The organism is Frateuria edaphi (genome assembly GCF_021117405.1).
GTDB classification, from domain to species: Bacteria; Pseudomonadota; Gammaproteobacteria; order Xanthomonadales; family Rhodanobacteraceae; genus Frateuria_A; species Frateuria_A edaphi.
Genome location: NZ_CP088251.1, coordinates 606,253 through 626,148 on the forward strand (window position 1 = coordinate 606,253; position 19,896 = coordinate 626,148).

Annotated in this window: 18 protein-coding genes; 11 read left to right on the forward strand and 7 right to left on the reverse strand. The window is 68.4% G+C overall.

The annotated features are described in order from the left end of the window. Positions 1-99 precede the first annotated feature (99 nt). From purL to LQ772_RS02715, 4 genes are all read left to right on the forward strand, one after another. On the forward strand, positions 100-3,960 hold the full coding sequence (purL, locus tag LQ772_RS02700; RefSeq protein WP_231323768.1) for a phosphoribosylformylglycinamidine synthase: 3,861 nt from the start codon (positions 100-102) through the stop codon (positions 3,958-3,960). A gap of 25 nt (positions 3,961-3,985) precedes the next feature. Further along, positions 3,986-4,672 (forward strand): hypothetical protein, encoded by a 687-nt coding sequence (locus LQ772_RS02705; RefSeq protein ID WP_231323769.1) that lies wholly within the window; start codon positions 3,986-3,988, stop codon positions 4,670-4,672. A gap of 498 nt (positions 4,673-5,170) precedes the next feature. After that, entirely contained in the window at positions 5,171-6,034 is an 864-nt protein-coding gene (locus tag LQ772_RS02710; protein WP_231325865.1) for a glycosyltransferase family 2 protein, read from the forward strand. An 87-nt stretch (positions 6,035-6,121) separates the two neighbouring features. Next, positions 6,122-7,018: a DMT family transporter gene (locus tag LQ772_RS02715; RefSeq protein WP_231323771.1), complete on the forward strand. Its 897-nt coding sequence runs from the start codon at positions 6,122-6,124 to the stop codon at positions 7,016-7,018. Between the two features lie 82 nt (positions 7,019-7,100). Here the strand turns inward: LQ772_RS02715 and LQ772_RS02720 are convergent, their stop codons facing one another. After that, a complete protein-coding gene (locus LQ772_RS02720) occupies positions 7,101-7,295 on the reverse strand; it encodes a YbdD/YjiX family protein (protein WP_231323773.1) in 195 nt (64 codons plus the stop codon). Next, positions 7,292-9,376 (reverse strand): carbon starvation CstA family protein, encoded by a 2,085-nt coding sequence (locus LQ772_RS02725; RefSeq protein ID WP_231323774.1) that lies wholly within the window; start codon positions 9,374-9,376, stop codon positions 7,292-7,294. Before LQ772_RS02725 ends, LQ772_RS02720 begins: the two co-directional genes overlap by 4 nt. Positions 9,377-9,655: 279 nt before the next feature. Between LQ772_RS02725 and LQ772_RS02730 the strand changes: the two genes are divergently transcribed. The 7 genes from LQ772_RS02730 to LQ772_RS02760 all read left to right on the forward strand — a co-directional run bounded on the left by LQ772_RS02730 (position 9,656) and on the right by LQ772_RS02760 (position 15,296). Next, the gene (locus LQ772_RS02730) at positions 9,656-10,429 is read left to right on the forward strand and encodes a DUF4197 domain-containing protein (protein ID WP_231323776.1); all 774 of its coding nucleotides are present in this window, start codon (positions 9,656-9,658) and stop codon (positions 10,427-10,429) included. Positions 10,430-10,535: 106 nt separating this feature from the next. Then, complete coding sequence (def, locus tag LQ772_RS02735; RefSeq protein ID WP_231323778.1) at positions 10,536-11,072, forward strand: peptide deformylase; 537 nt, start codon at positions 10,536-10,538, stop codon at positions 11,070-11,072. Positions 11,073-11,122: 50 nt separating this feature from the next. After that, positions 11,123-12,283: an erythromycin esterase family protein gene (locus LQ772_RS02740; RefSeq protein WP_231323780.1), complete on the forward strand. Its 1,161-nt coding sequence runs from the start codon at positions 11,123-11,125 to the stop codon at positions 12,281-12,283. Positions 12,284-12,352: 69 nt separating this feature from the next. Next, positions 12,353-13,105: a queuosine precursor transporter gene (locus LQ772_RS02745; RefSeq protein ID WP_231323782.1), complete on the forward strand. Its 753-nt coding sequence runs from the start codon at positions 12,353-12,355 to the stop codon at positions 13,103-13,105. Beyond that, on the forward strand, positions 13,098-14,261 hold the full coding sequence (locus tag LQ772_RS02750) for an acyltransferase family protein (RefSeq protein ID WP_231323784.1): 1,164 nt from the start codon (positions 13,098-13,100) through the stop codon (positions 14,259-14,261). The genes LQ772_RS02745 and LQ772_RS02750 overlap by 8 nt, the downstream gene beginning before the upstream one ends. Positions 14,262-14,328: 67 nt before the next feature. Continuing rightward, the gene (locus LQ772_RS02755) at positions 14,329-14,610 is read left to right on the forward strand and encodes a hypothetical protein (protein ID WP_231323786.1); all 282 of its coding nucleotides are present in this window, start codon (positions 14,329-14,331) and stop codon (positions 14,608-14,610) included. 80 nt (positions 14,611-14,690) lie between these two features. Next, positions 14,691-15,296, forward strand: a complete 606-nt coding sequence (locus LQ772_RS02760; RefSeq protein ID WP_231323788.1) for a flavodoxin family protein — start codon at positions 14,691-14,693, stop codon at positions 15,294-15,296. A 240-nt stretch (positions 15,297-15,536) separates the two neighbouring features. Here LQ772_RS02760 and LQ772_RS02765 read toward each other — a convergent pair whose 3' ends face one another. The 5 genes from LQ772_RS02765 to LQ772_RS02785 all read right to left on the reverse strand — a co-directional run bounded on the left by LQ772_RS02765 (position 15,537) and on the right by LQ772_RS02785 (position 19,842). Beyond that, complete coding sequence (locus tag LQ772_RS02765; protein WP_231323790.1) at positions 15,537-15,902, reverse strand: hypothetical protein; 366 nt, start codon at positions 15,900-15,902, stop codon at positions 15,537-15,539. Between the two features lie 62 nt (positions 15,903-15,964). Continuing rightward, on the reverse strand, positions 15,965-16,198 hold the full coding sequence (locus LQ772_RS02770) for a hypothetical protein (protein ID WP_231323792.1): 234 nt from the start codon (positions 16,196-16,198) through the stop codon (positions 15,965-15,967). A 249-nt stretch (positions 16,199-16,447) separates the two neighbouring features. Next, positions 16,448-16,774, reverse strand: a complete 327-nt coding sequence (locus LQ772_RS02775; protein ID WP_231323794.1) for a nucleoside triphosphate pyrophosphohydrolase family protein — start codon at positions 16,772-16,774, stop codon at positions 16,448-16,450. A 291-nt stretch (positions 16,775-17,065) separates the two neighbouring features. Beyond that, positions 17,066-19,318, reverse strand: a complete 2,253-nt coding sequence (locus LQ772_RS02780; protein WP_231323796.1) for a xanthine dehydrogenase family protein molybdopterin-binding subunit — start codon at positions 19,316-19,318, stop codon at positions 17,066-17,068. Then, positions 19,315-19,842, reverse strand: coding sequence for a (2Fe-2S)-binding protein (locus tag LQ772_RS02785; protein WP_231323798.1), 528 nt, complete (start codon positions 19,840-19,842; stop codon positions 19,315-19,317). Before LQ772_RS02785 ends, LQ772_RS02780 begins: the two co-directional genes overlap by 4 nt. Positions 19,843-19,896 lie beyond the last annotated feature (54 nt).

The following is a 19,896-nucleotide window of genomic DNA, read 5'->3' on the forward strand; positions in this document are numbered from 1 at the left end:
GAATTCAAGGATCGGCCCGCTTGGATCGGGGGCGTGGATGGGCCACCTGGCCGCATCGGGTAGAATAGGGAGCTTCCCTTTCAGCGCCGAATCCCCCGCATGATCGCTTTCGACGGGCAGAGCGCCCTTTCGCCGTTTCGCCTGGATCGCCTGAACGCCCGCCTCGATGCGGTGCACCGCGGTGCGCGCGTACAAGCTTGCTGGTTCGTCTACGTGCTCGATGCCGATCACGTTCCCGAGGGCGCCGAGCGCAGGCGCCTGCTCGAAGTGCTGGAAGCGAAGGAGGCCACGCCAGAGTCCGCCACCCTCTGGACGGTGCCGCGGCTGGGCACCATCTCGCCGTGGTCGAGCAAGGCCACCGACATCCTGCACGGGGCCGGCTTCGGCGCACGCCGCGTCGAGCGCGGCGTGGCCTGGCAGGTGGCTGGCCTGCCCGCTGCCGGCACGCCTGATCACGCGGCGGTACTGGCCGTGCTGCACGACCCGATGACCGAATCGGTGCTCACCGACCTGGCCGAGGCGCAGGGTCTGTTCCTGGCCGGCACGCCGGGCGACCTGGTGCACATCGAGCTGGGCGGCAATCCGGGCGAGGCGCTTGCCGCCGCCAACGCGCGCCTGGGACTGGCGCTGGCCGACGACGAGATCGAATACCTGGCGGCGCGTTATGCCGAACTCGGCCGCGACCCGACCGATGCCGAACTCTTCATGTTCGCGCAGGCCAACTCCGAGCACTGCCGCCACAAGGTGTTCAACGCGAGCTGGACGCTCGACGGCGAGGTGCAGGACAAGAGCCTGTTCGCCATGATCAAGCACACCCACCAGTGCTCGCCCGCGCACACGCTCTCGGCGTACAAGGACAACGCGGCAGTGATCGAGGGCCACACGGCCCACCGCTTCTTTACCGACGGCGAAGGCAACTGGCGCAAGCACGACGAGCAGGTCGATTATGCGATCAAGGTCGAGACGCACAACCACCCGACCGCAATCGCGCCCTGGCCTGGCGCGGCCACCGGCGCCGGCGGCGAGATCCGCGACGAGGGCGCCACCGGCCGCGGCGCCAAGCCGAAGGCCGGCCTGACCGGCTTCTCGGTGTCCGACCTGCGCATCCCGGGGGCGCCGCAGCCGTGGGAAGTGAATCGCCCGTTGCCACCACGCATGGCGAGCGCCTTCGAGATCATGCGCGACGGCCCGCTCGGCGCCGCCGCCTTCAACAACGAATTCGGCCGTCCCTGCCTGGGCGGCTATTTCCGCACCTACGAGCACGAAACCGGCGAAGCCGGCGTGCGCCGCGGCTACGACAAGCCGATCATGATCGCCGGCGGCCTGGCCAACATCCGCCACGACCACGTGCAGAAGCGCGACATCCAGCCGGGCCACGCGGTGATCGTGCTGGGCGGCCCGGCGATGCTGATCGGCTTGGGCGGCGGCGCGGCCTCGTCGGTCGCCTCCGGCGCCTCCAGCGCGGAACTGGACTTCGCCTCGGTCCAGCGCGACAACGCCGAAATGGAGCGCCGCTGCCAGCAGGTGATCGACAGCTGCTGGATGCGTGGCGAGAAGAACCCGATCGTCAGCATCCACGACGTCGGCGCCGGCGGCCTGTCCAACGCGATTCCCGAATTGCTCAACGACGCCGGCGTGGGTGGCGAGATCGACCTGTCCAAAGTGCCCTGCGACGACCCGTCGCTCTCGCCCATGCAGGTGTGGAGCAACGAGTCGCAGGAGCGCTACGTGCTTGGCATCGCGCACGAGGACCTCGCCGAGTTCGAGGCCTATTGCAAGCGCGAACGCTGCCCCTACGCGGTGGTCGGCTCCGCCACCGCCGAGCGCACGCTGCGCGTGACCGACCCGCGTCGCAACCTCACCGTGATCGACCTGCCGATGGACGTGCTGTTCGGCAAGGCGCCACGCATGCACCGCGACGCGCAGCGCATCAAGCCGCGCGTGGACCTGCTGCCGGACCTGTCCGGCATCGGCATGGACGAGGCGGTCCAGCGCGTGCTGCATCTGCCGACCGTCGGCAGCAAGAACTTCCTGATCACCATCGGCGACCGCACCGTGGGCGGCCTGAACCATCGCGATCCGATGGTCGGCCCGTGGCAGGTCCCGGTGGCCGATTGCGCCGTCACCCTCACCGACTTCGATGGCTACCAGGGCGAGGCGATGGCGATGGCCGAGCGCGCGCCGGTGGCGCTGCTCAACAGCGCCGATGCCGCGCGGCTGGCAGTGGGCGAGGCGATCACCAACCTGGCCGCCGCGCCGATCGGCTCGCTGGGCGAGATCCGCCTGTCCGCCAACTGGATGGCCGCGGTCAACCATCCGGGTGAGGACGCTGCGCTGTTCGACGCGGTCAAGGCGGTCGGCATGGAGCTGTGCCCCGCGCTCGACATCGCCATCCCGGTCGGCAAGGACTCGCTCTCCATGCAGACCGTGTGGCAGGACGGCGAACAGCCGCAGCGCACGGTCGCGCCGGTTTCGCTGGTCATCACCGGCTTCGCCCGCGTCGACGACGTGCGCCGCACGCTCACGCCGCAGATCAAGCTCGACCGCGGCGATTCGGAGCTGTGGCTGATCGACCTCGGCGCCGGTCGCGACCGCCTCGGCGGTTCCGCGCTGACCCAGGTGTTCAATCGCGCCGGCGGCGTGCCGCCGGACCTGGACGATCCCAAGCGCCTGCGCGCGCTGTTCGAACTGGTGCAGGAAGCCAACCGCGCCGGCCTGGTCCTGGCTTACCACGACCGCTCCGACGGCGGCGTCCTCGTGACCCTGCTGGAGATGGCGTTCGCCGGCCACTGCGGCCTGCAGATCCATCTGGACGGCTGGGCCGAGGCGACCTTGCGCGCGCTCTTCAACGAGGAGCTCGGCGCCGTGCTGCAGGTGGCCAGCGCCAATCGCGAGGCGTTCGAGGCGCTGCTGGTCAAGCATGGCCTGGCCGGCATGAGCCACCGCATCGGCCGGCCGAAGGAAAAACTCGGCATCAAGCTGTACCTGGGCGATGACGCGGTGTTCAAGTGGAACTGGACGCAGTTGCTCGGCGCCTGGAACCACACCAGCCACGCGATGCAGCGGCTGCGCGACAACCCGGCCAGCGCCGATGCCGAGTGCGAATGGCGGCTGGACGACGCCGATCCGGGCGTGAGCCCCAAGCTCGTCTTCAACCCCGCCGACGACATCGCCGGGCCGTACATCGCCAAGGGCGCGCGTCCTCGCGTGGCGATCCTGCGCGAGCAGGGCGTCAACGGGCAGGTCGAGATGGCCGCGGCGTTCACCCGCGCCGGCTTCGACGCGGTGGACGTGCACATGTCCGACCTCGCCGCCGGCCGGCACAAGCTCGCCGACTTCCGCGGCTTCGCCGCGTGCGGCGGTTTCTCCTACGGCGACGTGCTCGGCGCCGGCCGTGGCTGGGCCACCTCGATCCTCTACAACGAGGCGATGCGCGCGCAGTTCGAGGCGTTCTTCAACGATCCCTCGAAGTTCGCGCTGGGCGCCTGCAACGGCTGCCAGATGCTGTCGCAGCTGAAGGACATCATTCCCGGCGCCAAGCACTGGCCGAAGTTCGTGCGCAACGCTTCCGAGCAGTACGAGGCTCGCCTGGCCACGCTGGAAGTGCTCGATTCGCCCAGCCTGTTCTTCAAGGGCATGGCCGGCTCGCGCATCCCGGTCGCGGTGGCGCACGGCGAAGGCCGGGTCAGCTTCCCCTACGCCTGCAGCCCGTCCAAGGCGCAGGCGGCGGTGCGCTTCGTCGACAACCGCGGCAAGCCGACCGAGAACTACCCGCTCAACCCGAACGGCTCGCCCGGTGGCCTGGCTGGCTTCACCGCCGCCGACGGACGCGTGACCATCCTGATGCCGCATCCGGAACGCGTGTTCCGCAGCGTGCAGATGAGCTGGCATCCGGACAGCTGGGGCGAGGACTCCCCGTGGATGCGCATGTTCCGCAACGCGCGGGTGTGGTGCGGCTGATCCGGGATAGCCGGGGAGGGCGCGCATGAGCGTCCGCTGGTTCTACGCGCCGGCCTGGCTGCTGGCGCTGGCGGTGCTGCCCTGGTGGCTGGGGCTGCCGCTGCTGCTGGCGATCGCGGCGATGCTGCTGTTCGCCGCCGAGCGGCTGGAGGGCCACGCACCACTGTTGCGCCTGGCCTTGCGCTGGGGCCTTCCCGGCGTGCTGTTCGCGTTGCAGCGGGCGCTGGGAGGCGATGCCTTTGCGTGGGCGATGGCGTTGCTGGGAGCGCTGGCCGGTTTCACCCTGCTGGCGGGGCTGGAGGCGTGGCTCGATCGGGGGCGCCGCGAGAAGATCGCGCAGCCGGAGCTGCGCGACTGGCCGAGCCTGGCGCTGGCGCCGATCGGGCCGGGGGCGGTGGTGGTCGAGCTGGTGCCGCCCGAATGGACCGAAGGCAGGTGTCCGGATCCGCGCGGGGGCGAGGCGCGCTGGGACGCGGGACGCTTCGTGCTCAAGGATGCGACGGTGGAGCGCGTGCAGGCGCGCGCCTCGTTCAGCCCGGATGGCCGTTGGTTCGTCGCATGCACGCCACGCGGCATCGCGTTGCTGGATCGTGACCATGGGCGCAACTATCGCCTGCGTGGTTGGGAGTTGTGCGGCTGGCACGACGGTCCGTGGCTGTCTCGCGGGGGCGGGACCGCAATGGCTTGGCGGGAAGTTCTGGGCCGCCGCTGACTGCGCTCCCTCTTTCCTCCGAGGGAGAGGGTGGGGTGAGGGTCCGGGGCTCGCCTCGAGGTTTGAGAGCAAGAGCTTTCGGACGCCTGTCGGCGCCCGAGTCACTTTCTCTTGCTTGCCCAACAGAAATTAACCAAAGAGAAGGGCACCCCGATGGCGCGCCCTTCGGGTGCGCGGGCGGGCGGCGGGGTTTTTCGACGGGGCTCCTGCCCCGACGAAAAACTGGCCGGCGTCCTGCCGGCCACCCTGCGGGCTGATCCGCCCACCCGCCCGCCGCGCCATAGGGGATCCCAAGAGCAGCGCGCTTCCTGCGCGCACTTTCCAGAAGAGCCGAGGCCGGAGCGAAAGGCTGGACGTGCGGCGAACTGGCTCCTTCTCCGCTCCGGGGAGAGGCCCGGGGGTGAGAGGCGGGGGCTTGCGGAAAGCCCGCAGGCAGTTCTCCCGCCCCCTCACCTCCCGCATACTTGCCGGGTGCCTACTCCCATTCCCCTCGCACGGATGCTGCCGGTCAGCGTGATCGTGGTATGCGCCGACAGCGGCCCGTCGTTGCGCGACTGCGCACGGCGGGCGCTCGACAGCGCGGTGCCGCTGGAGCTGATCGTGATCGACAACGGATCGACCGACGGCATGCCGCAGTCGGTCGAACACGCGTATGCGGACGATTCGCGCCTGAAGGTGATCTACAACCACGCCAACCTCGGCTTCGGCCCAGCCGTGAACCGCGCGGCCGCCGCGGCGAAGGGCGAACACCTGCTGGTGCTCAACCCAGACTGCCTGCTCGAGCCGGATACCTTGACGCGCATGCTCGACACCCTGGACGAGTACCCGCAGGCCGGCATCGTCGGCGCGGTGGTGTGCGCTGCCGACGGCACGCCGGACCCGGCCTCGTACCGGCGCGATCCGCTATTGCGCCAGGCGTTGGCGACATTGCTTGGCGCGCGTGGCGGGATGAACATCGAAGGCGACATCCCGACGGGCGTGGTTACCGCCGAAGCGGTTTCCGGCGCGCTCATGCTGCTGCCGCGCAAAGTGTTCGAGCAGCTGGGCGGTTTCGACGAAACCTACTTCCTGCATTGCGAGGACCTTGACCTGTGCCGGCGCGCCCGCGATGCCGGCTACACGGTACTGCTTGCCGGCGACGTGCGCGTGCTGCACGGCAAGGGCGGGTCGAGCCGGCACCGGCCGGTGTTCGTCAGCCGGCACAAGCACCGCGGCATGTGGCGCTGGTTCCGCAAGTTCGACCCGGCTGCGCGCAATCCGCTGGTGGCGGGCGCCGTGTGGCTTGGCATCTGGACGCACTTCGCCATGCAGGTGCCTGGCCAACTCTGGCGGCTGGCCAAGGCCTCGCGTCGCGCTGGATAGGTGCCTAATCATGGGCGATGGACTTTCCCTTCAGCGCAACAAAGGCATCGCCCACAAGCGGCCTCTTACGAAAAGCGCTTGCCTGACATGACGACCCGTCCCCGCACCTTCGCCGCTACCCTCGGCCTGCTCGCACTCACCGCCGTGTGGGGTTCGACTTTCGTGCTTATCAAGGACGTGGTCGGGCGCATGCGCGTGGTGGACTTTCTCGCCGTGCGCTTCGCCATCGCCGCGATCGCGATGCTGGTGCTGTTCGCGCGTCCGCTGTGGCGGTTGCCGCACGGCCAGATCGGTCGCGCGTTGCTGCTGGGGATCGTCTACGGCGCCGCCCAGTTGTTGCAGACGTGGGGCCTGAAGCTGATCGCGCCCAGCGTCAGCGGCTTCGCCACCGGCATGTATGTGGTGTTCACGCCGATACTTGCGTGGCTGCTGCTTCGCGAGCGCATCGCGGGCGTGGTATGGCTGGCGGTGGCATTGGCGACGGGCGGGCTGGCCCTGTTGTCGCTGCGTGGGGTGTCGGTGGACCCGGGCGTGTGGCTGACGCTTGCCTCGGCCGCTCTCTATGGGCTGCACATCGTCGGCCTCGGACGCTGGTCGCGCGAGCAGGACGCGTTCGGCATGTCGACGGTGCAGGTGGTGGCGATCGCGGTCATCTGCTTGTTGGCCACCGCGCCGCAGGGCCCGGCATTGCCGCCCGACGGCCGTGCCTGGCTGGCGGTGCTGTACATGGCGCTGGTCGCCGGCGCCGGCGCGATGCTGATGCAGACCTGGGCGCAGGCGCACCTGCCGCCGGCGCGCGCTGCAATCGTGATGACCACCGAGCCGGTGTTCGCCGCCGGCTTTGCCGTGGCGCTGGGCGTGGACGCGCTGAGCTGGCGCATGCTCGCCGGTGGCGCGCTGGTGCTCGGGGCGATGTACCTGGTGGAACTCGCGCCCCGGCGCAGCGTGGCGCTGGAAGCCGAAGCGCGCCATCACGAAGTCTAGCGACTGGTGGTTGGGCGCACCTTGCGGATGGCCGGCGTGCAGGGCGCACGTCCGGAATGCGCTCCTGCGGGAAACGCCATCCTCAGCAGCAGCGTCCACCAGTGCCTTTGTAGCGCGCCTCCTGCCGCTCGCGGAAGAACGTCGCGTAGCTGGGCACCGGGCGCTCCGGATGATGCTCGCGCAGGTGCCGCACGTAGGCGTCGTAGTCGGGCACGCCGCAGCACAGGCGCGCGGTCTGCACGGCGCGCGACCAGGCGGCTCGCCACCACGGCCTCATGGCGCGCTCCCGGCCGCGGCATCGGCCGGCATGTACGGTTCCTCGTGCGCCGTCGGATGATGGGTGCGCCAGGCGCGCAGCATGGTGCGCACGGCGAAGGTGACCATCGCCAGCACCAGCAGCATGAACAGCCCGGTCAGCGCCGCATCGATGTAGTTGTTGGCGACGATGCGCTGCATTTCCGCCACGTCCTTCGCGGGCGCCAGCAGCCTTCCTTCGGTGGCCGCCGCCGCGTACTTCCGCGCCGCGGCGGTAAAACTGATCGGGCCGGCCAGCTTCTCGTAGCCGGCCGTCAGCGTGCACACGATGAGCCACAGCGCCGGAATGCCGGGCACCCACACATACCGCTCGCGTTTCAGCTTGACTACCACGACGGTGGCGAGCATCAACGCGATCGCCGCGAGCATCTGGTTGGCGATGCCGAACAGCGGCCACAGCGTGTTGATGCCGCCCAGTGGATCGACCGCGCCCTGGTAGAGGAAGTAACCCCACAGGCCCACGCAGATCGCTGTCGCCAGCAGGTTGCCCGTCCACGACTCGGTCTGCTGCAACGGCTTGTGGATGAGCCCCGCGATCTCCTGGATCATGAAGCGACCCACTCGCGTGCCGGCGTCCACCGTGGTGAGGATGAACAGCGCCTCGAACAGGATCGCGTAGTGGTACCAGAAGGCCATCATGCCGCCGCCGGGCAGGATCTCGTGGAGCAGCCGCGCCATGCCGACCGCAAGCGTGGGCGCGCCGCCGGCGCGCGAGAGTACGCTCGCCTCGCCGATGTCGCGTGCCGTCTGTGTGAGCTGGTCCGGGGTCACCACGAAGCCCCACTGGCTGATGGTCTGCGCGGCGTGCGCGGCGGTGGTGCCGATCAGCGCCGCCGGCGAGTTCATCGCGAAGTACACGCCCGGATGCAATGAGGATGCGGCGACCAGCGCCATGATCGCCACGAACGCTTCCATCAGCATGCCGCCGTAACCGACCAGCCGCGCCTCGCCTTCGCTGGCGAGCAATTTCGGCGTGGTGCCCGAGGCGATGATCGAATGCCAGCCCGATACGGCGCCGCAGGCGATCGTGATGAAAAGGAACGGGAACAGGTTGCCTTGGAACACCGGCCCGGTGCCGTCGATGAAGCGCGTCACGGCGGCCATCTGCAATACCGGCGCGGCCAGGAAGATCGCCAGCGCCAGCAACGCGATGGTGCCGATCTTCAGGAACGTGGACAGGTAGTCGCGCGGCGCCAGCAGCAGCCATACCGGCAGCACCGAAGCGCAGAACCCGTAGCCGATCAGCAGCCACGCCAGTGCCTTGGCGTCGAAGTCGAACAGCGGCGCCAGCGTGGCCGATTCGGCCACGTACCGGCCCAGCCAGATCGAGGCGAGCAGCAGCACCACTCCGATGATCGATACCTCCAGGATGCGCGCGGGCCGCAGCCAGCGAAGGTACGAACCCATCAGCAGCGCGATCGGGATAGTGGCGGCCACGGTAAAGGTGCCCCACGGGCTGTGCGTGAGCGCCTTGACCACCACCAGCGCGAGCACCGCCAGCACGATCATCATCAGCACCAGCACGCCGAACATCGCGACCACGCCCGGCAGTGGACCGAGTTCCTCGCGCAACATATGGCCGAGCGAGCGCCCGTCCCGGCGCAGCGACAGCGCCAGGATCATGAAGTCCTGCACCGCCCCGGCGAACACCACGCCGAACAGGATCCACAGCGTGCCCGGCAGGTAGCCCATCTGCGCCGCCAGCACCGGGCCCACCAGCGGGCCCGCGCCGGCGATGGCGGCGAAGTGGTGGCCGAACACCACCCACTTGTCGGTCGGCACATAGTCCAGTCCGTCCGGGTGCCGCATCGCCGGCGTGGCGCGACCCGGATCGAGCGCCAGCACGTGGCGCTCGACGAACCGCCCGTAGAACCGGTAGCCGATCACGAAAGCGGCGACCGCGGCGGCGACCAGCCAGATCGCATTGATCGGCTCGCCACGACGCAGTGCGACAACGCCCAGGCAGAACGCACCGACGATGGCGATGGAGGCCCACAGGATCCTTGCCGCGGGGCTGGTCGGAATGGAGGCGCGGGTGTGCATGGGCTTCTCCTCGACGGGTCAGGCAAGGGTCGTCTCGGGAAGGTGGCGGGTCAATGCCGGAGCGCGCATCCCGATCACGTCGGGAGCGACCGTTTGCCGTTGCTTTTGGCGGCACGAACGAGCGGATATCCGGTGAGCCCCGGCCCCTCGTCCCAACGTGCTTCCCGGCGGAGAGAGGAAGCGTGACGGCACGCTCCGGATGTGTCCGGTCACGGGTGCGATCACGGCGCGCGGGCGCTGGGCCGCGTACACTCGCAACGCATCCCACGGAGTTCTCCCATGCGCCTGCGCCCCGCCTGCCTCGGCCTTCTGCTGGCCACCGCCGCGTTGCCCGCCGTCGCCGGCGGCCAGCTGCAGGACCTGCTCAAACAACTGAAGCAGGGCACCCACGCCAGCGATGCCACGCGCGGCGCGAACCTTCCCACCAGCGACATCGCCGCCGGCCTCAAGGAAGCACTCGCCAAGGGCACCACCCATGCGATCAACTCGCTCGGGCAAACCGATGGTTTCTGGGGCAATGCCAAGGTGCGCATTCCTCTGCCGGGCAAGCTCAAGCAGGTGGGCGACCTCGCCCGCCAGTTGGGCCAAGGCGACAAGGTGGACGCCTTCCAGCTGAGCATGAACCGCGCGGCGGAGAAGGCGGTGCCGCAGGTCGCCGACATCTTCGGCGACGCCATCCGCAAGATGACCCTGCAGGACGCGCGCGGCATCCTCACCGGCGGCGACCATGCCGCCACCGACTTCTTCCGCCGGGTCGCCGGCGACGCCCTGACCGCGCGCATCCATCCGATCGTCGCCCAGGCGACCGACCGCGTCGGCGTCACGCAGAAGTACAAGGCACTCACCTCCGCCAGCGGCAGTGGCCTGGGCAACGTGCTCGGCGCGCTGGGCGGCAACGACGACAAGCGCAACCCGCTGGACCTGGACGATTACGTCACCGCGCAGACGCTCAATGGCCTGTTCACCGTGATCGGTGAGCAGGAACAGTCCATCCGCAAGAATCCGGCCGCACGCACCACCGATTTGCTGAAGAAAGTCTTCGGCAGTCGCTGACCGCTTGCGCAGGATGGGCTTCAGCCCACCAGTGGCGCATCGGGCGCTTGGCTGAAACCCGCCCTGCGCATTCCAAACCCGTATCGACATCCACCGCGAGGCCCCGATGATCCGCGACATCCTCAAGATGGGCGACCCGCGCCTGACGCGCATCGCCCCCGCCGTGCCACCCGGGATGGTCGGCAGCGCCGAGCTGGATCAGCTGATCCAGGACATGTTCGACACCATGGAAGCGGCCGGAGGCGTCGGCCTGGCCGCACCGCAGATCGGCGTGGACCTGCAGCTGGTGATCTTCGGCTTCGACCATGCCGAGCGCTATCCCGACGCACCACCCGTGCCGCGCACGATCCTGCTCAATCCGCTGGTGACGCCGGCTTCGCACGACATGGAAGAAGGCTGGGAAGGCTGCCTGTCGGTCCCGGGCCTGCGCGGTGCGGTGAGCCGCTTCACGCTGATCCGCTACCAGGGCATCGACCCCAAGGGCCAGCCGATCGATCGCACCGCCGAGGGCTTCCATGCCCGCGTGGTGCAGCACGAATGCGACCACCTCATCGGGCGCCTGTATCCCTCGCGCATCACCGACTTCGCCAAGTTTGGCTTCACCGACGTGCTGTTCCCCGGTCAAGGCGAACGCGAGGACTGACCCGCCATAATGGCCCGGCGTCGGCGTCGGCGAACTGCAAGGGAATGCGCATGCGACTGAGCTTGGCCCTCCTGTGCTTCATCGTGGCGACGGCGTCGTGGGCGCACACGGCGCCAGCCGCGTCGCCACTGGACCCCGTCATCCACGCGTTGTGCTCGAGAGACGTGGTGCTGCTCGGCGAGGACGCCAACCATGCCGCGGCCACGACGCTCCAGGTGAAGTCCCTACTGGTCGAACGACTGGTCGCCCAGTGCGGTTTCCGGGGCGTGGTGTTCGAAAGCCAGTTCTACGACATGCTCGCGGCACAGCGCAGCCTGGCCGCGGGCTCGGGCACCCGCCAGCAACTCGCCGACGCGATCGGGGCGCTCTGGTCGCGCTATCCGTCCTTTGCGCCGCTGGCGGATTGGCTGTTCAAGGAGACCAGGGAGGGCCGCATCTACGTCGCTGGCTTGGACCCCCAGGTCGGCGGTATCACGGCGTACTACGCGCAGCAGCGGCTGCCCCAGGTGCTGGCGGGGGTGCTGGCCGGCAGCCGCCGGCGCACCTGCGAGCAGCTCATCGGGCGCCATGATCGGTGGACGTATGACGACGCCCATCCGTTCGATGGCCGCGCCCTGGGCCAGTTGCGTGGCTGCCTCCGGGACATCCGCGTGGCGCTCGATGCACGGCCCGCTGGCGCCTTACCGGACGTGCGGGCGATGGTCGATTCGTACGCCGACTACCTGGCGTTCGCCGACGGTGACCCCGGCGGCCTTCGCGACCGCGCGATGTACGCCAACCTGGAGCGCATACGCGCAAGCTGGCCGGCAGGCACCCGCTTCATCGTATGGTGCGCGAGCGTACACGCGGCCAGATCGCTGGAGGGTGCAAGGCCGGGCGTGCGGCCGTTCGGCAGCTATGTGCACGCCAGCTTCGGCGATCACGCGGCTGCCGTGGGTTTTAGCGCCTTGGCGGGCAGCTACGGCCAAGTCGGCGGTCGAGGCCCTGCGCATACCTTAGTTCCTGCAGCGCCCGGTAGTCTGGAGGCGGTGGCGTATGCGCGTGCGGAGCGGGCCCCGCTGCGCTTTCTCGACCGCGGCCAGCTGCGGGCATTGGGCAAGGTTTCCGGGCGTGCCCTGGCCTACGGCACGCCGTATACGCTCGACTGGTCGAAGGTGCTGGACGGGGTGATCGTGCTGCGCGAGGAATCAGCCGCCGTTGCGAGGCCCTGAGTTCCGCACCGCAGCGGCCAAGACTCGCTTGACGCTATCCTGCGCCGTTGCCACACGCCAGGGGGCCCGATGGACGCATCCACACCCGCCGCACCGATGCGCGGCTTCCGCTACTACGACCTGCTGGTCGGCGGCATGGTCGCCGTGCTGCTGTGTTCCAACCTGATCGGGCCGGCCAAGGTCTGCACGATCACGCTGCCGGTACTGGGCGCGCTGTCCTTCGGCGCCGGCAACCTGTTCTTCCCGGCCAGCTACATTTTCGGCGACGTGCTCACCGAGGTGTACGGCTACGCCCGGGCGCGACGCGCGATCTGGGCGGGCTTCGGCGCCATGCTGTTCGCCACGGCGATGTCGCAGGCGATCATCCACATGCCGCCGAGCCCGGGCGAGCCGTTCAATGCGCAACTGCAGCCGGCGCTGGAAATCGTCTTCGGTGGCACCTGGCGCATCGCGTTGGCATCCATCATTGCCTATTGGCTGGGCGACTTCGCCAACTCCTTCGTGCTGGCGCGCATGAAGATATGGACGCGCGGCCGCATGCTGTGGACGCGTACCATCGGCTCGACCCTGGTGGGGCAGGGCGTGGACAGCCTGACGTTTTACCCGATCGCCTTCACCGGCATCTGGGAAGGCCAGACCATCGTCAAGGTGATCGCCTTCAACTGGGCGATGAAGGTCGCGGTGGAAGTGGTGTTCACGCCGCTCACCTATGCGGTAGTCGGCTTCCTCAAGTCGCGCGAAGGCGTGGACACCTACGACGAGCACACCCACTTCACCCCGTTCAGCCTCAAGGACGAGGGTGAGCTCAAGCGCTATGGCTGAGCCTCGCCATGCGGCCGCTCCGCGCAATGCAGGCATCGACCTGCTGCGCGGGCTGGCGATCGTGTTCGTGCTGCTCAACCACCTGGGTCTACCGATGCGCCTCCCGCTGAAGGCCTCCGCGCTGGCGGACGTGCTGCCGGTACGGTTGCTGCAGGCGCTCAACTACAACGGCTACGAAGCGGTCTTCGTGTTCTTCGTGATCTCCGGTTTCCTGATCGCAGGCAACGCGCTGGAGCGTTGGGGCAGCCTGGCGCGGATCGAGCCGGGCGTCTTCTACGCCCGCCGCTTCGCCCGCATCGTGCCTTGCCTGGTTGCGCTGCTGGCGGTGCTGGCCGCGCTGCATGGCCTGGGCGTGGCGGACTACACCATCCATCGCCCCGGGCAGTCGCTGGGCGGCGCGCTGATCGCCGCGCTGGGACTGCACCTGAACTGGTATGAAGGCCAGACCGGCTATCTGCCGGGCAGTTGGGACGTGCTCTGGTCGCTGTCGATCGAGGAGGCCTTCTACCTGGGCTTTCCGCTGGTTTGCCTGCTGGTCAGGCGCACCTGGGCGCTGGTACCGCTGCTGCTCCTGCTGGCGCTGTCGCTGCCGTGGACGCGCGGTGCACTGGACGGCAACGAGATCTGGCAGGAGAAGGCCTATCTGCCGGGCATGGCGGCGATCGCTACCGGCGTGCTCGGTGCGCTGTGGTTCGCCCGCGGCGCGCCGGTGTCGCCGCGCACCGTCCGCCTGCTGCGTTGGAGCGGTGCGCTCGGCCTACTTGGCGCCACGCTGGGCGGCCACTGGCTGTGGCCGTTGCTGCACGAGGGCGTGATGCTGCTGCTCACTGGCTCGACGCTGGCGTTGCTGCTCGCCTTCCGCAGCGCGCCGCCGCCCGTACCTCGCGGCCTGCGCTGGGTGTGCAGCTGGGGCCGGCTCAGTTATGAGATCTACCTCAGCCATATGTTCGTGGTGTTCGCGCTGATGCGGCTGTATCGCTGGAGCGGCGCCGACGCGCGTACCGGTTTCCTGTGGTATCTGCCGGCGTTCGCCGCATGCTGGATGCTGGGCGTGCTGATCGCGCGGTGCTGGTCGATGCCGTGCGAGCGCTGGCTTCGCGGCCGCTGGTTGCGTCCAGTGACTGAGCCGGTCGAGACCGTTTCGCCGGCGGGGTGACTCGGTTTCCACGCAGCCGGGTGCAGGCTTGCGTCTGGCCACCCGATTGATATGCCCGAAACACCCCATGCCCAGCCTCCTCATCGACCAGGCCATTCGCGAACGACGGCCCGTGCGCTTCGTCTACCACGGCAGCCTGCGCGTCGTGGAGCCGCAGTGCCACGGCAGGGGACACCGCGGCACCGAACTGCTGCGCGGACGGCAGATCAACGGCGGCGAGCCATCCGAGCGACTGTTCGACGTGGCCGGGATCGCCGATCTGGCCTTGCTGGAAGGACACTTCGACGGTCCCGGTCCGCACTACAGGCGCGACGACTCGGCGATGGCCGAGGTCTTCTGCCAATTGTGAAAGGACCAGGCCCGCCGCGCCGACTCCGACTCGACACCCTCACGCGCAGACTGGAGGACCCGCTTGCCCAAGGAGCCGCCATGCTCTCCGCCTTCGGCCTCAACTGCACGCTCAAGCGCGACAACCAGCCGTCCTCGACCCAGAAGCTGCTCGATCAGGTGCTGCGCGCACTCGACGGCTACGGCGTAAGCACCGCCTACGAGCGCGCGGTCGACCACGACATCAAGCCAGGCGTGAAAACCGACGAAGGCCCGGGCGATGCATGGCCATCGATCCGCAAGCGCATCGACGAGGCGAACATCTTCGTCCTCGCCACTCCGATCTGGATGGGCCAGCCCTCCAGTATCGCCAAGCGCGTGCTGGAACGGCTCGATGCCGTATTCGGCGAAATCGACGAGCACGGCATCTACCCCACTTTCGGCAAGGTCGCCATCGTCAGCGTCGTCGGCAACGAGGACGGCGCCCACCACGTCACCGCCGAGCTCTACCAGGCATTGGCCGACGTCGGCTTCACCATCCCGGGCGGCAGCTCGACCTATTGGGTAGGCGAGGCCATGCACAAGAAGAACTACATCGACCTCGACCAGACACCCAAGGCGCTGGCCGGGGCGATCCAGACGCAGGCGTGCAACGCGGCGCACCTGGCGGCGTTGTTGCGGGACAAACCGTATCCGCCCACGCGGTAGGGCAGCGGGTGGATGACTGCAATCCGGCTATCCAGCTTTCGGCATACCGGGACCCAAGAGCTCGCAGCGGCGTAAGGCAGCACTTCCCGCGACACAGCCCGCGGCGTGCGTGCCGTCGGGACGCTTAAGCGGTGTCAGGCACCGGCATGGGCTTGGGCGAATCGTCAGGCGGCAAGCGGGGCGTCTGGCGCAAGAACGACAGCGCCATCAGGAGAGCAACGACGTTGATGCCTACAACCTTCAGGGCTTATCGAACGACAGCTCGAACGATGTGTAGAAAGGCGTAGGCCAGCGACCCGCAAGCCCGGCACCGGCCAGTTCCGATTGCACGCACTTTGCCAGCGCTGTCGTCCCCTGGAGCCAGCTTGCTTCGGTCGAGCCGTCAGCGTTCAACGACAAGACCACCGTGAACTTCGAAACGTCCGCATCCGGGCGGGCGCAAGCGGTCATCGCCGCCTCCAGTGCCTTGCCCTGCGCCCCAAGCAGCCGGGAACTCATCGCGCGATCCAGGGACGCTTCGTTTTTATCCGCAAGCGCCTTGGCCTGATCAAAGCCAAGCTGCGGCGTCGCTGCCGACATGGCAAAAAAAACGAACATTGCAATCATTCGACCTTCTCCCCAATCAGATCCAGGCGTCGTCGCGAAGCGGCGTCGGCCCAGACGAATCCTCAGCGACGGGCAGCATGGACCTCGCGCGCGCGGCGTGCGTGGCGCAGGAATTTCAAGCCACCAATCGCGACGGCGATGCCCAGGGCCAGCGACAGCATAGTGGCGATCCAGTACGACGACTCCGGAACGCAGTGCAAGACGCCCGGGCCGTGCCGCCCCCGCATGAGGCGAATGCAACCGGTGTCGAGCGCGTTTGCGCCAATCATCAAGCCAGCTGCCGCGATCAACAGCAAGACCCCGCCAACAACCCGCGCGGTGAGTGGATCGGTAAACGGCTTCGGTGGGCGGGGTGCAGGATTCAAAGGAAATGCCTCAGAGGCATGGCGAAGTCGTGCAATGGGTCGAGCGATCTGTCGGGTGTCCAGCTCCTTACCTTGCAGGTTGCGCTTAAGGCTCTTGTCGAAGAAAAGGAGACCTTTCCTGCGTACTCACAATTGAGCGCCTAGCACTTGAGCGTGGACGAACTGTTGCGCGGTTACCGTTTATTTCGCGAGCTCGCCCGATACGTATTCCGATATTTCACGGGTGTTCCTGACGAATTCTGCCTCGAGATCGATACCGCATTTGTTAGCCAAGACGATAATTGACCAAAGGCAGTCCGACAATTCATGGCCGAGTTTCGCCCGATGATCTTCGATCGTGCGGACCCCCACATGGGCCTGAATTAACTTTGCAAGATCGCCGACATCTCCCATGAAGCCGAGCGCGACCTCTTGGGTGGTCCAGACGCGCCCCCAGCGCTTGACCTCGAGCTGTTCATAGAGTTCGTTGAGACGCAGCGCTGCTTGTTCGAGATTGCTGAAGTGCATTTCATGCTGCCTAACTGTGGAGTTGAACGGTGGCGTAGTCGTCCGCCTCGAATGAGATGTTAGGCGTGGGCGCCAAGAGCGTTGTTGTAGATGGCAACAGCCGACCACGCCAAGACGAGTACGAGAATGCCAACGAGCGAAATTTGATTGGCGTGACGTTGCGCGTCTAGGCCTCGCGGATACTGCGCCAGCGTAAGAAGAAGCAGTGACGCGCGACCAAGACGGAACAGCGCGACCGACCAAATGATGTGGTACGCGATGAACTTGATGGCCGCAACAACGCGCCGGGGCTCAGAGCAACCGCAGGAGTTCCTTCATCAACGGCAGGCGGCGTACGCGGACGGCGGTGGCGCGGAAGACGGCGTTGGCGAGGGCGGGGGCGGCGGTGGGCATGGCCAGGAAGCTGGCGCCGGTGGGGGCGCGGTCGTTGGGGACGAGGATGACTTCCACGTCGTTCGGCAGCTGCGCCATGCTGGCCAGTGGGTAATCCTTGAAGTTCTGCTGCTGGACCTGGCCGTTCTTGAAGGTGATGGCCGGATTGAGCGCGTTGGACAAGGCGTCGAGAGTCGCGCCGGCGATCTGGCCTTGCAGGCCCAGCGGATTGATCACGCGGCCGACGTCAGCGGCGCACACCGCGCGCACGATCTCGAGCTTCTCGCCTTGCATCGCCACTTCGATGGCATGGGCGACGTAGGCCCCATCGACGTGCCAGCAGGCCAGACCCATGCCGTTGACGTTGTGCAGCCAGTTCTTCCAGTCGATGCGGTCGGTGACCAGCTTGAGCACGTTGAGCAGGCGGCCGACGTCGAGCATGCCGCCGCCGGCCAGCGGCATCTGGCGCGCATCGCCGAGGAGGCGCAGGCGGGTATCCAGCGGGTCTTCGCGCAGGGTGTGGGCGATCTCGTCGATGAAGCTCTCGACCGCGAAGGCATTGGTGACGTGCGGCTCGCCGCGGAACGGGCCGCGCGGCATCGCCGAGGCGAGGCTGTACCAGTCGTTGCGGTAGGCGGGCACCAGGCCGGCGGGCAGCTGGTCGGCGGCGACCTCGGACGTCCACAGCCGGTCGGCGGCGACGCCGCGGCCGGCGAGCGCGGACGCGCTGGCCATGCGCTGGTCCCAGGCGATGAGCTTGCGCTTGCGGCCGATGATCGCCTTGATCTTGTGCACGGTGCCGGAGCGGTAGTAGTCGTGCGTCAGGCCCTGCTCGCGGGTCCACATCAGGCGGACGGGCTTGTCGACGGCCTTGGCGAGCATCACCGCCTCGGCGACGTAGTCGTGGTCGAGCCGGCGGCCGTAGCCGCCGCCCACGCGCGGAACCTCGATGGCGATCCTGTCCGGCGCCAGGCCGGTGAGGCGCTGCACTACGGACCAAGCCTGTTTCGGCGACTGGGTGGGCACGACCAGCGTGGCCTGGTCCTTGTCCAGGCGCACCAGGCAGTTCATCGGTTCGGGCGTGGCGTGGGCCAGCCAGGGTTGCATGTAGGTGGCCTCGACGCGACGCGCGGCCTTGCGGCTGGCGGCCTTGAGGTCGCCCTCGTCGCGCAGGCGGGTAGTGGGTGCGCTGTCGGTGTCGAGCAGGGCGAGGGCCTGTGTTTCGAGCTTGCCGCTATCCTGCTCGGCGCTGTGGGCGCCGGGCTTCCATTCGATCTTGAGTTCGGCCAGGCCACGCAGCGCCGCCCAGGTGTTCTCGGCCAGCACGGCGACGGCCGGGGCGATCGCGGTTTCGCCGGGCAGCACGCCGGCCTCGGGGTTGATCGGCATCACCTTGACCACGCCCTTGATCGCCAGCGCCGGGGCGGTCTCGATGCTGGCCAGGCTGCCGTCGGGCCAGGGGCACTGCGCGAGCACGGCGACCAGTGCGTCGGCGTAATGCGTGTCGAGCGCGTAGCGGGTTTGGCCCGTGACGATGCGCCGTGCGTCGACGTCGCCGGCGGGCTGGCCGACCAGCGTGTAACGTTGCGGCGGTTTCAGCGGAAGCGGTGCGTTGGGCGGATCGATCTTGCTGGCCGCCTCGACCAGGGCGCCGTAGGGGAAGCGCCGACCGTCCGGCGTGACCACCATCCCGGCTTCGCAGCGCAGCCGGTCGGCGGCGATGCCCAGGCGTCGCGCGGCGGCCTGGGTAATTAGCCAGCGCGCCAGCGCGCCAGCCTGGCGCAGGTCGGCCCATGCGGCGGGAATCGAGTCCCCGGTGCCGCTGCGCTGGTGACCGTACGTCCACACCGGCTTGCCGTCCTTTGCCTCGACGCCCAGGCCCAGCGGCACCACGGTGACGCGGGTCCAGTCGGCATCCAGCTCCTCGGCGAGGATGCGTGGCAGCGCGGTGGCGGTGCCGGTGCCGGTGTCCGGGTCGCGCGCGCCGATCAGTACGTTGCCGTCGCGATCGATGCGCACGTAGGCGCCGAGCTGGCCGAAGTCGTCGCCGAGCATGGCGGGCGGGACCGGCACCTCGGCCTTGGCGTATCCCACGCCAACGACCAGCGCCCCGGCGGTGCCGGCGATCACCTTGAGAAAGCGACGGCGCGAAACCTGCAGGGTGCCGCTCATGCCTTCGCTCCGGCGGCGCGCTTGATCGCGCGGCGCACACGCGTCTGCACACCGCAGCGGCAGCGGTTGGGCAGCTTGTCGATGTCCTCGTCGGAGGGTTTGGGCTTGCGCGTAAGCAGGTCGATGCCGGCGATCAACCAGCCGGGCGTGCAGTAGCCGCAGCCGATCGCGTCCTCGTCGATGAAGGCCTGCTGGAGCGGGTGCAGGCTGCCATCGGGGTGCGCCAGGCCCTCGACGGTGGTGACGCGGGCGCCGGCGAGCTTGGCCATCGGCCGCTTGGTCGCCGAGACCGCCTTGCCGTTGACCAGTACCAGGTCGTAGCCGTCCTCGCCGTGCGCATCGCCGAGTTTGGTGCCGGTCAGGCGCAAGACGTCGCGCAGGTACCAAAGCAGCGGCATCAGCGGATCGCCGGTGTGCCGGAAGCGCTCGCCGTTGACGATCAGGTCGATGCCCTCGCGCACCGGTTCCGGCGTGATGTCGCCGGTGGTGGCGGGCGGCAGGCCCTGGGCTTGCGCTTGCTGCATCGGAGGATCTCCACGCGAGGGTCGCCTATTGTGGCATCGCGCGGGTGATGAGGC

What these genes read in the sequence shown, in the direction of transcription:
- purL (WP_231323768.1), top strand. Translation starts at nt 100, where the DNA reads ATGATCGCTTTCGACGGGCAGAGCGCCCTTTCGCCGTTTCGCCTGGAT.
- LQ772_RS02705 (WP_231323769.1), top strand. Translation starts at nt 3,986, where the DNA reads ATGAGCGTCCGCTGGTTCTACGCGCCGGCCTGGCTGCTGGCGCTGGCG.
- LQ772_RS02710 (WP_231325865.1), top strand. Translation starts at nt 5,171, where the DNA reads ATGCTGCCGGTCAGCGTGATCGTGGTATGCGCCGACAGCGGCCCGTCG.
- LQ772_RS02715 (WP_231323771.1), top strand. Translation starts at nt 6,122, where the DNA reads ATGACGACCCGTCCCCGCACCTTCGCCGCTACCCTCGGCCTGCTCGCA.
- LQ772_RS02720 (WP_231323773.1), bottom strand. Translation starts at nt 7,295, where the DNA reads ATGAGGCCGTGGTGGCGAGCCGCCTGGTCGCGCGCCGTGCAGACCGCG.
- LQ772_RS02725 (WP_231323774.1), bottom strand. Translation starts at nt 9,376, where the DNA reads ATGCACACCCGCGCCTCCATTCCGACCAGCCCCGCGGCAAGGATCCTG.
- LQ772_RS02730 (WP_231323776.1), top strand. Translation starts at nt 9,656, where the DNA reads ATGCGCCTGCGCCCCGCCTGCCTCGGCCTTCTGCTGGCCACCGCCGCG.
- def (WP_231323778.1), top strand. Translation starts at nt 10,536, where the DNA reads ATGATCCGCGACATCCTCAAGATGGGCGACCCGCGCCTGACGCGCATC.
- LQ772_RS02740 (WP_231323780.1), top strand. Translation starts at nt 11,123, where the DNA reads ATGCGACTGAGCTTGGCCCTCCTGTGCTTCATCGTGGCGACGGCGTCG.
- LQ772_RS02745 (WP_231323782.1), top strand. Translation starts at nt 12,353, where the DNA reads ATGGACGCATCCACACCCGCCGCACCGATGCGCGGCTTCCGCTACTAC.
- LQ772_RS02750 (WP_231323784.1), top strand. Translation starts at nt 13,098, where the DNA reads ATGGCTGAGCCTCGCCATGCGGCCGCTCCGCGCAATGCAGGCATCGAC.
- LQ772_RS02755 (WP_231323786.1), top strand. Translation starts at nt 14,329, where the DNA reads ATGCCCAGCCTCCTCATCGACCAGGCCATTCGCGAACGACGGCCCGTG.
- LQ772_RS02760 (WP_231323788.1), top strand. Translation starts at nt 14,691, where the DNA reads ATGCTCTCCGCCTTCGGCCTCAACTGCACGCTCAAGCGCGACAACCAG.
- LQ772_RS02765 (WP_231323790.1), bottom strand. Translation starts at nt 15,902, where the DNA reads ATGATTGCAATGTTCGTTTTTTTTGCCATGTCGGCAGCGACGCCGCAG.
- LQ772_RS02775 (WP_231323794.1), bottom strand. Translation starts at nt 16,774, where the DNA reads ATGCACTTCAGCAATCTCGAACAAGCAGCGCTGCGTCTCAACGAACTC.
- LQ772_RS02780 (WP_231323796.1), bottom strand. Translation starts at nt 19,318, where the DNA reads ATGAGCGGCACCCTGCAGGTTTCGCGCCGTCGCTTTCTCAAGGTGATC.
- LQ772_RS02785 (WP_231323798.1), bottom strand. Translation starts at nt 19,842, where the DNA reads ATGCAGCAAGCGCAAGCCCAGGGCCTGCCGCCCGCCACCACCGGCGAC.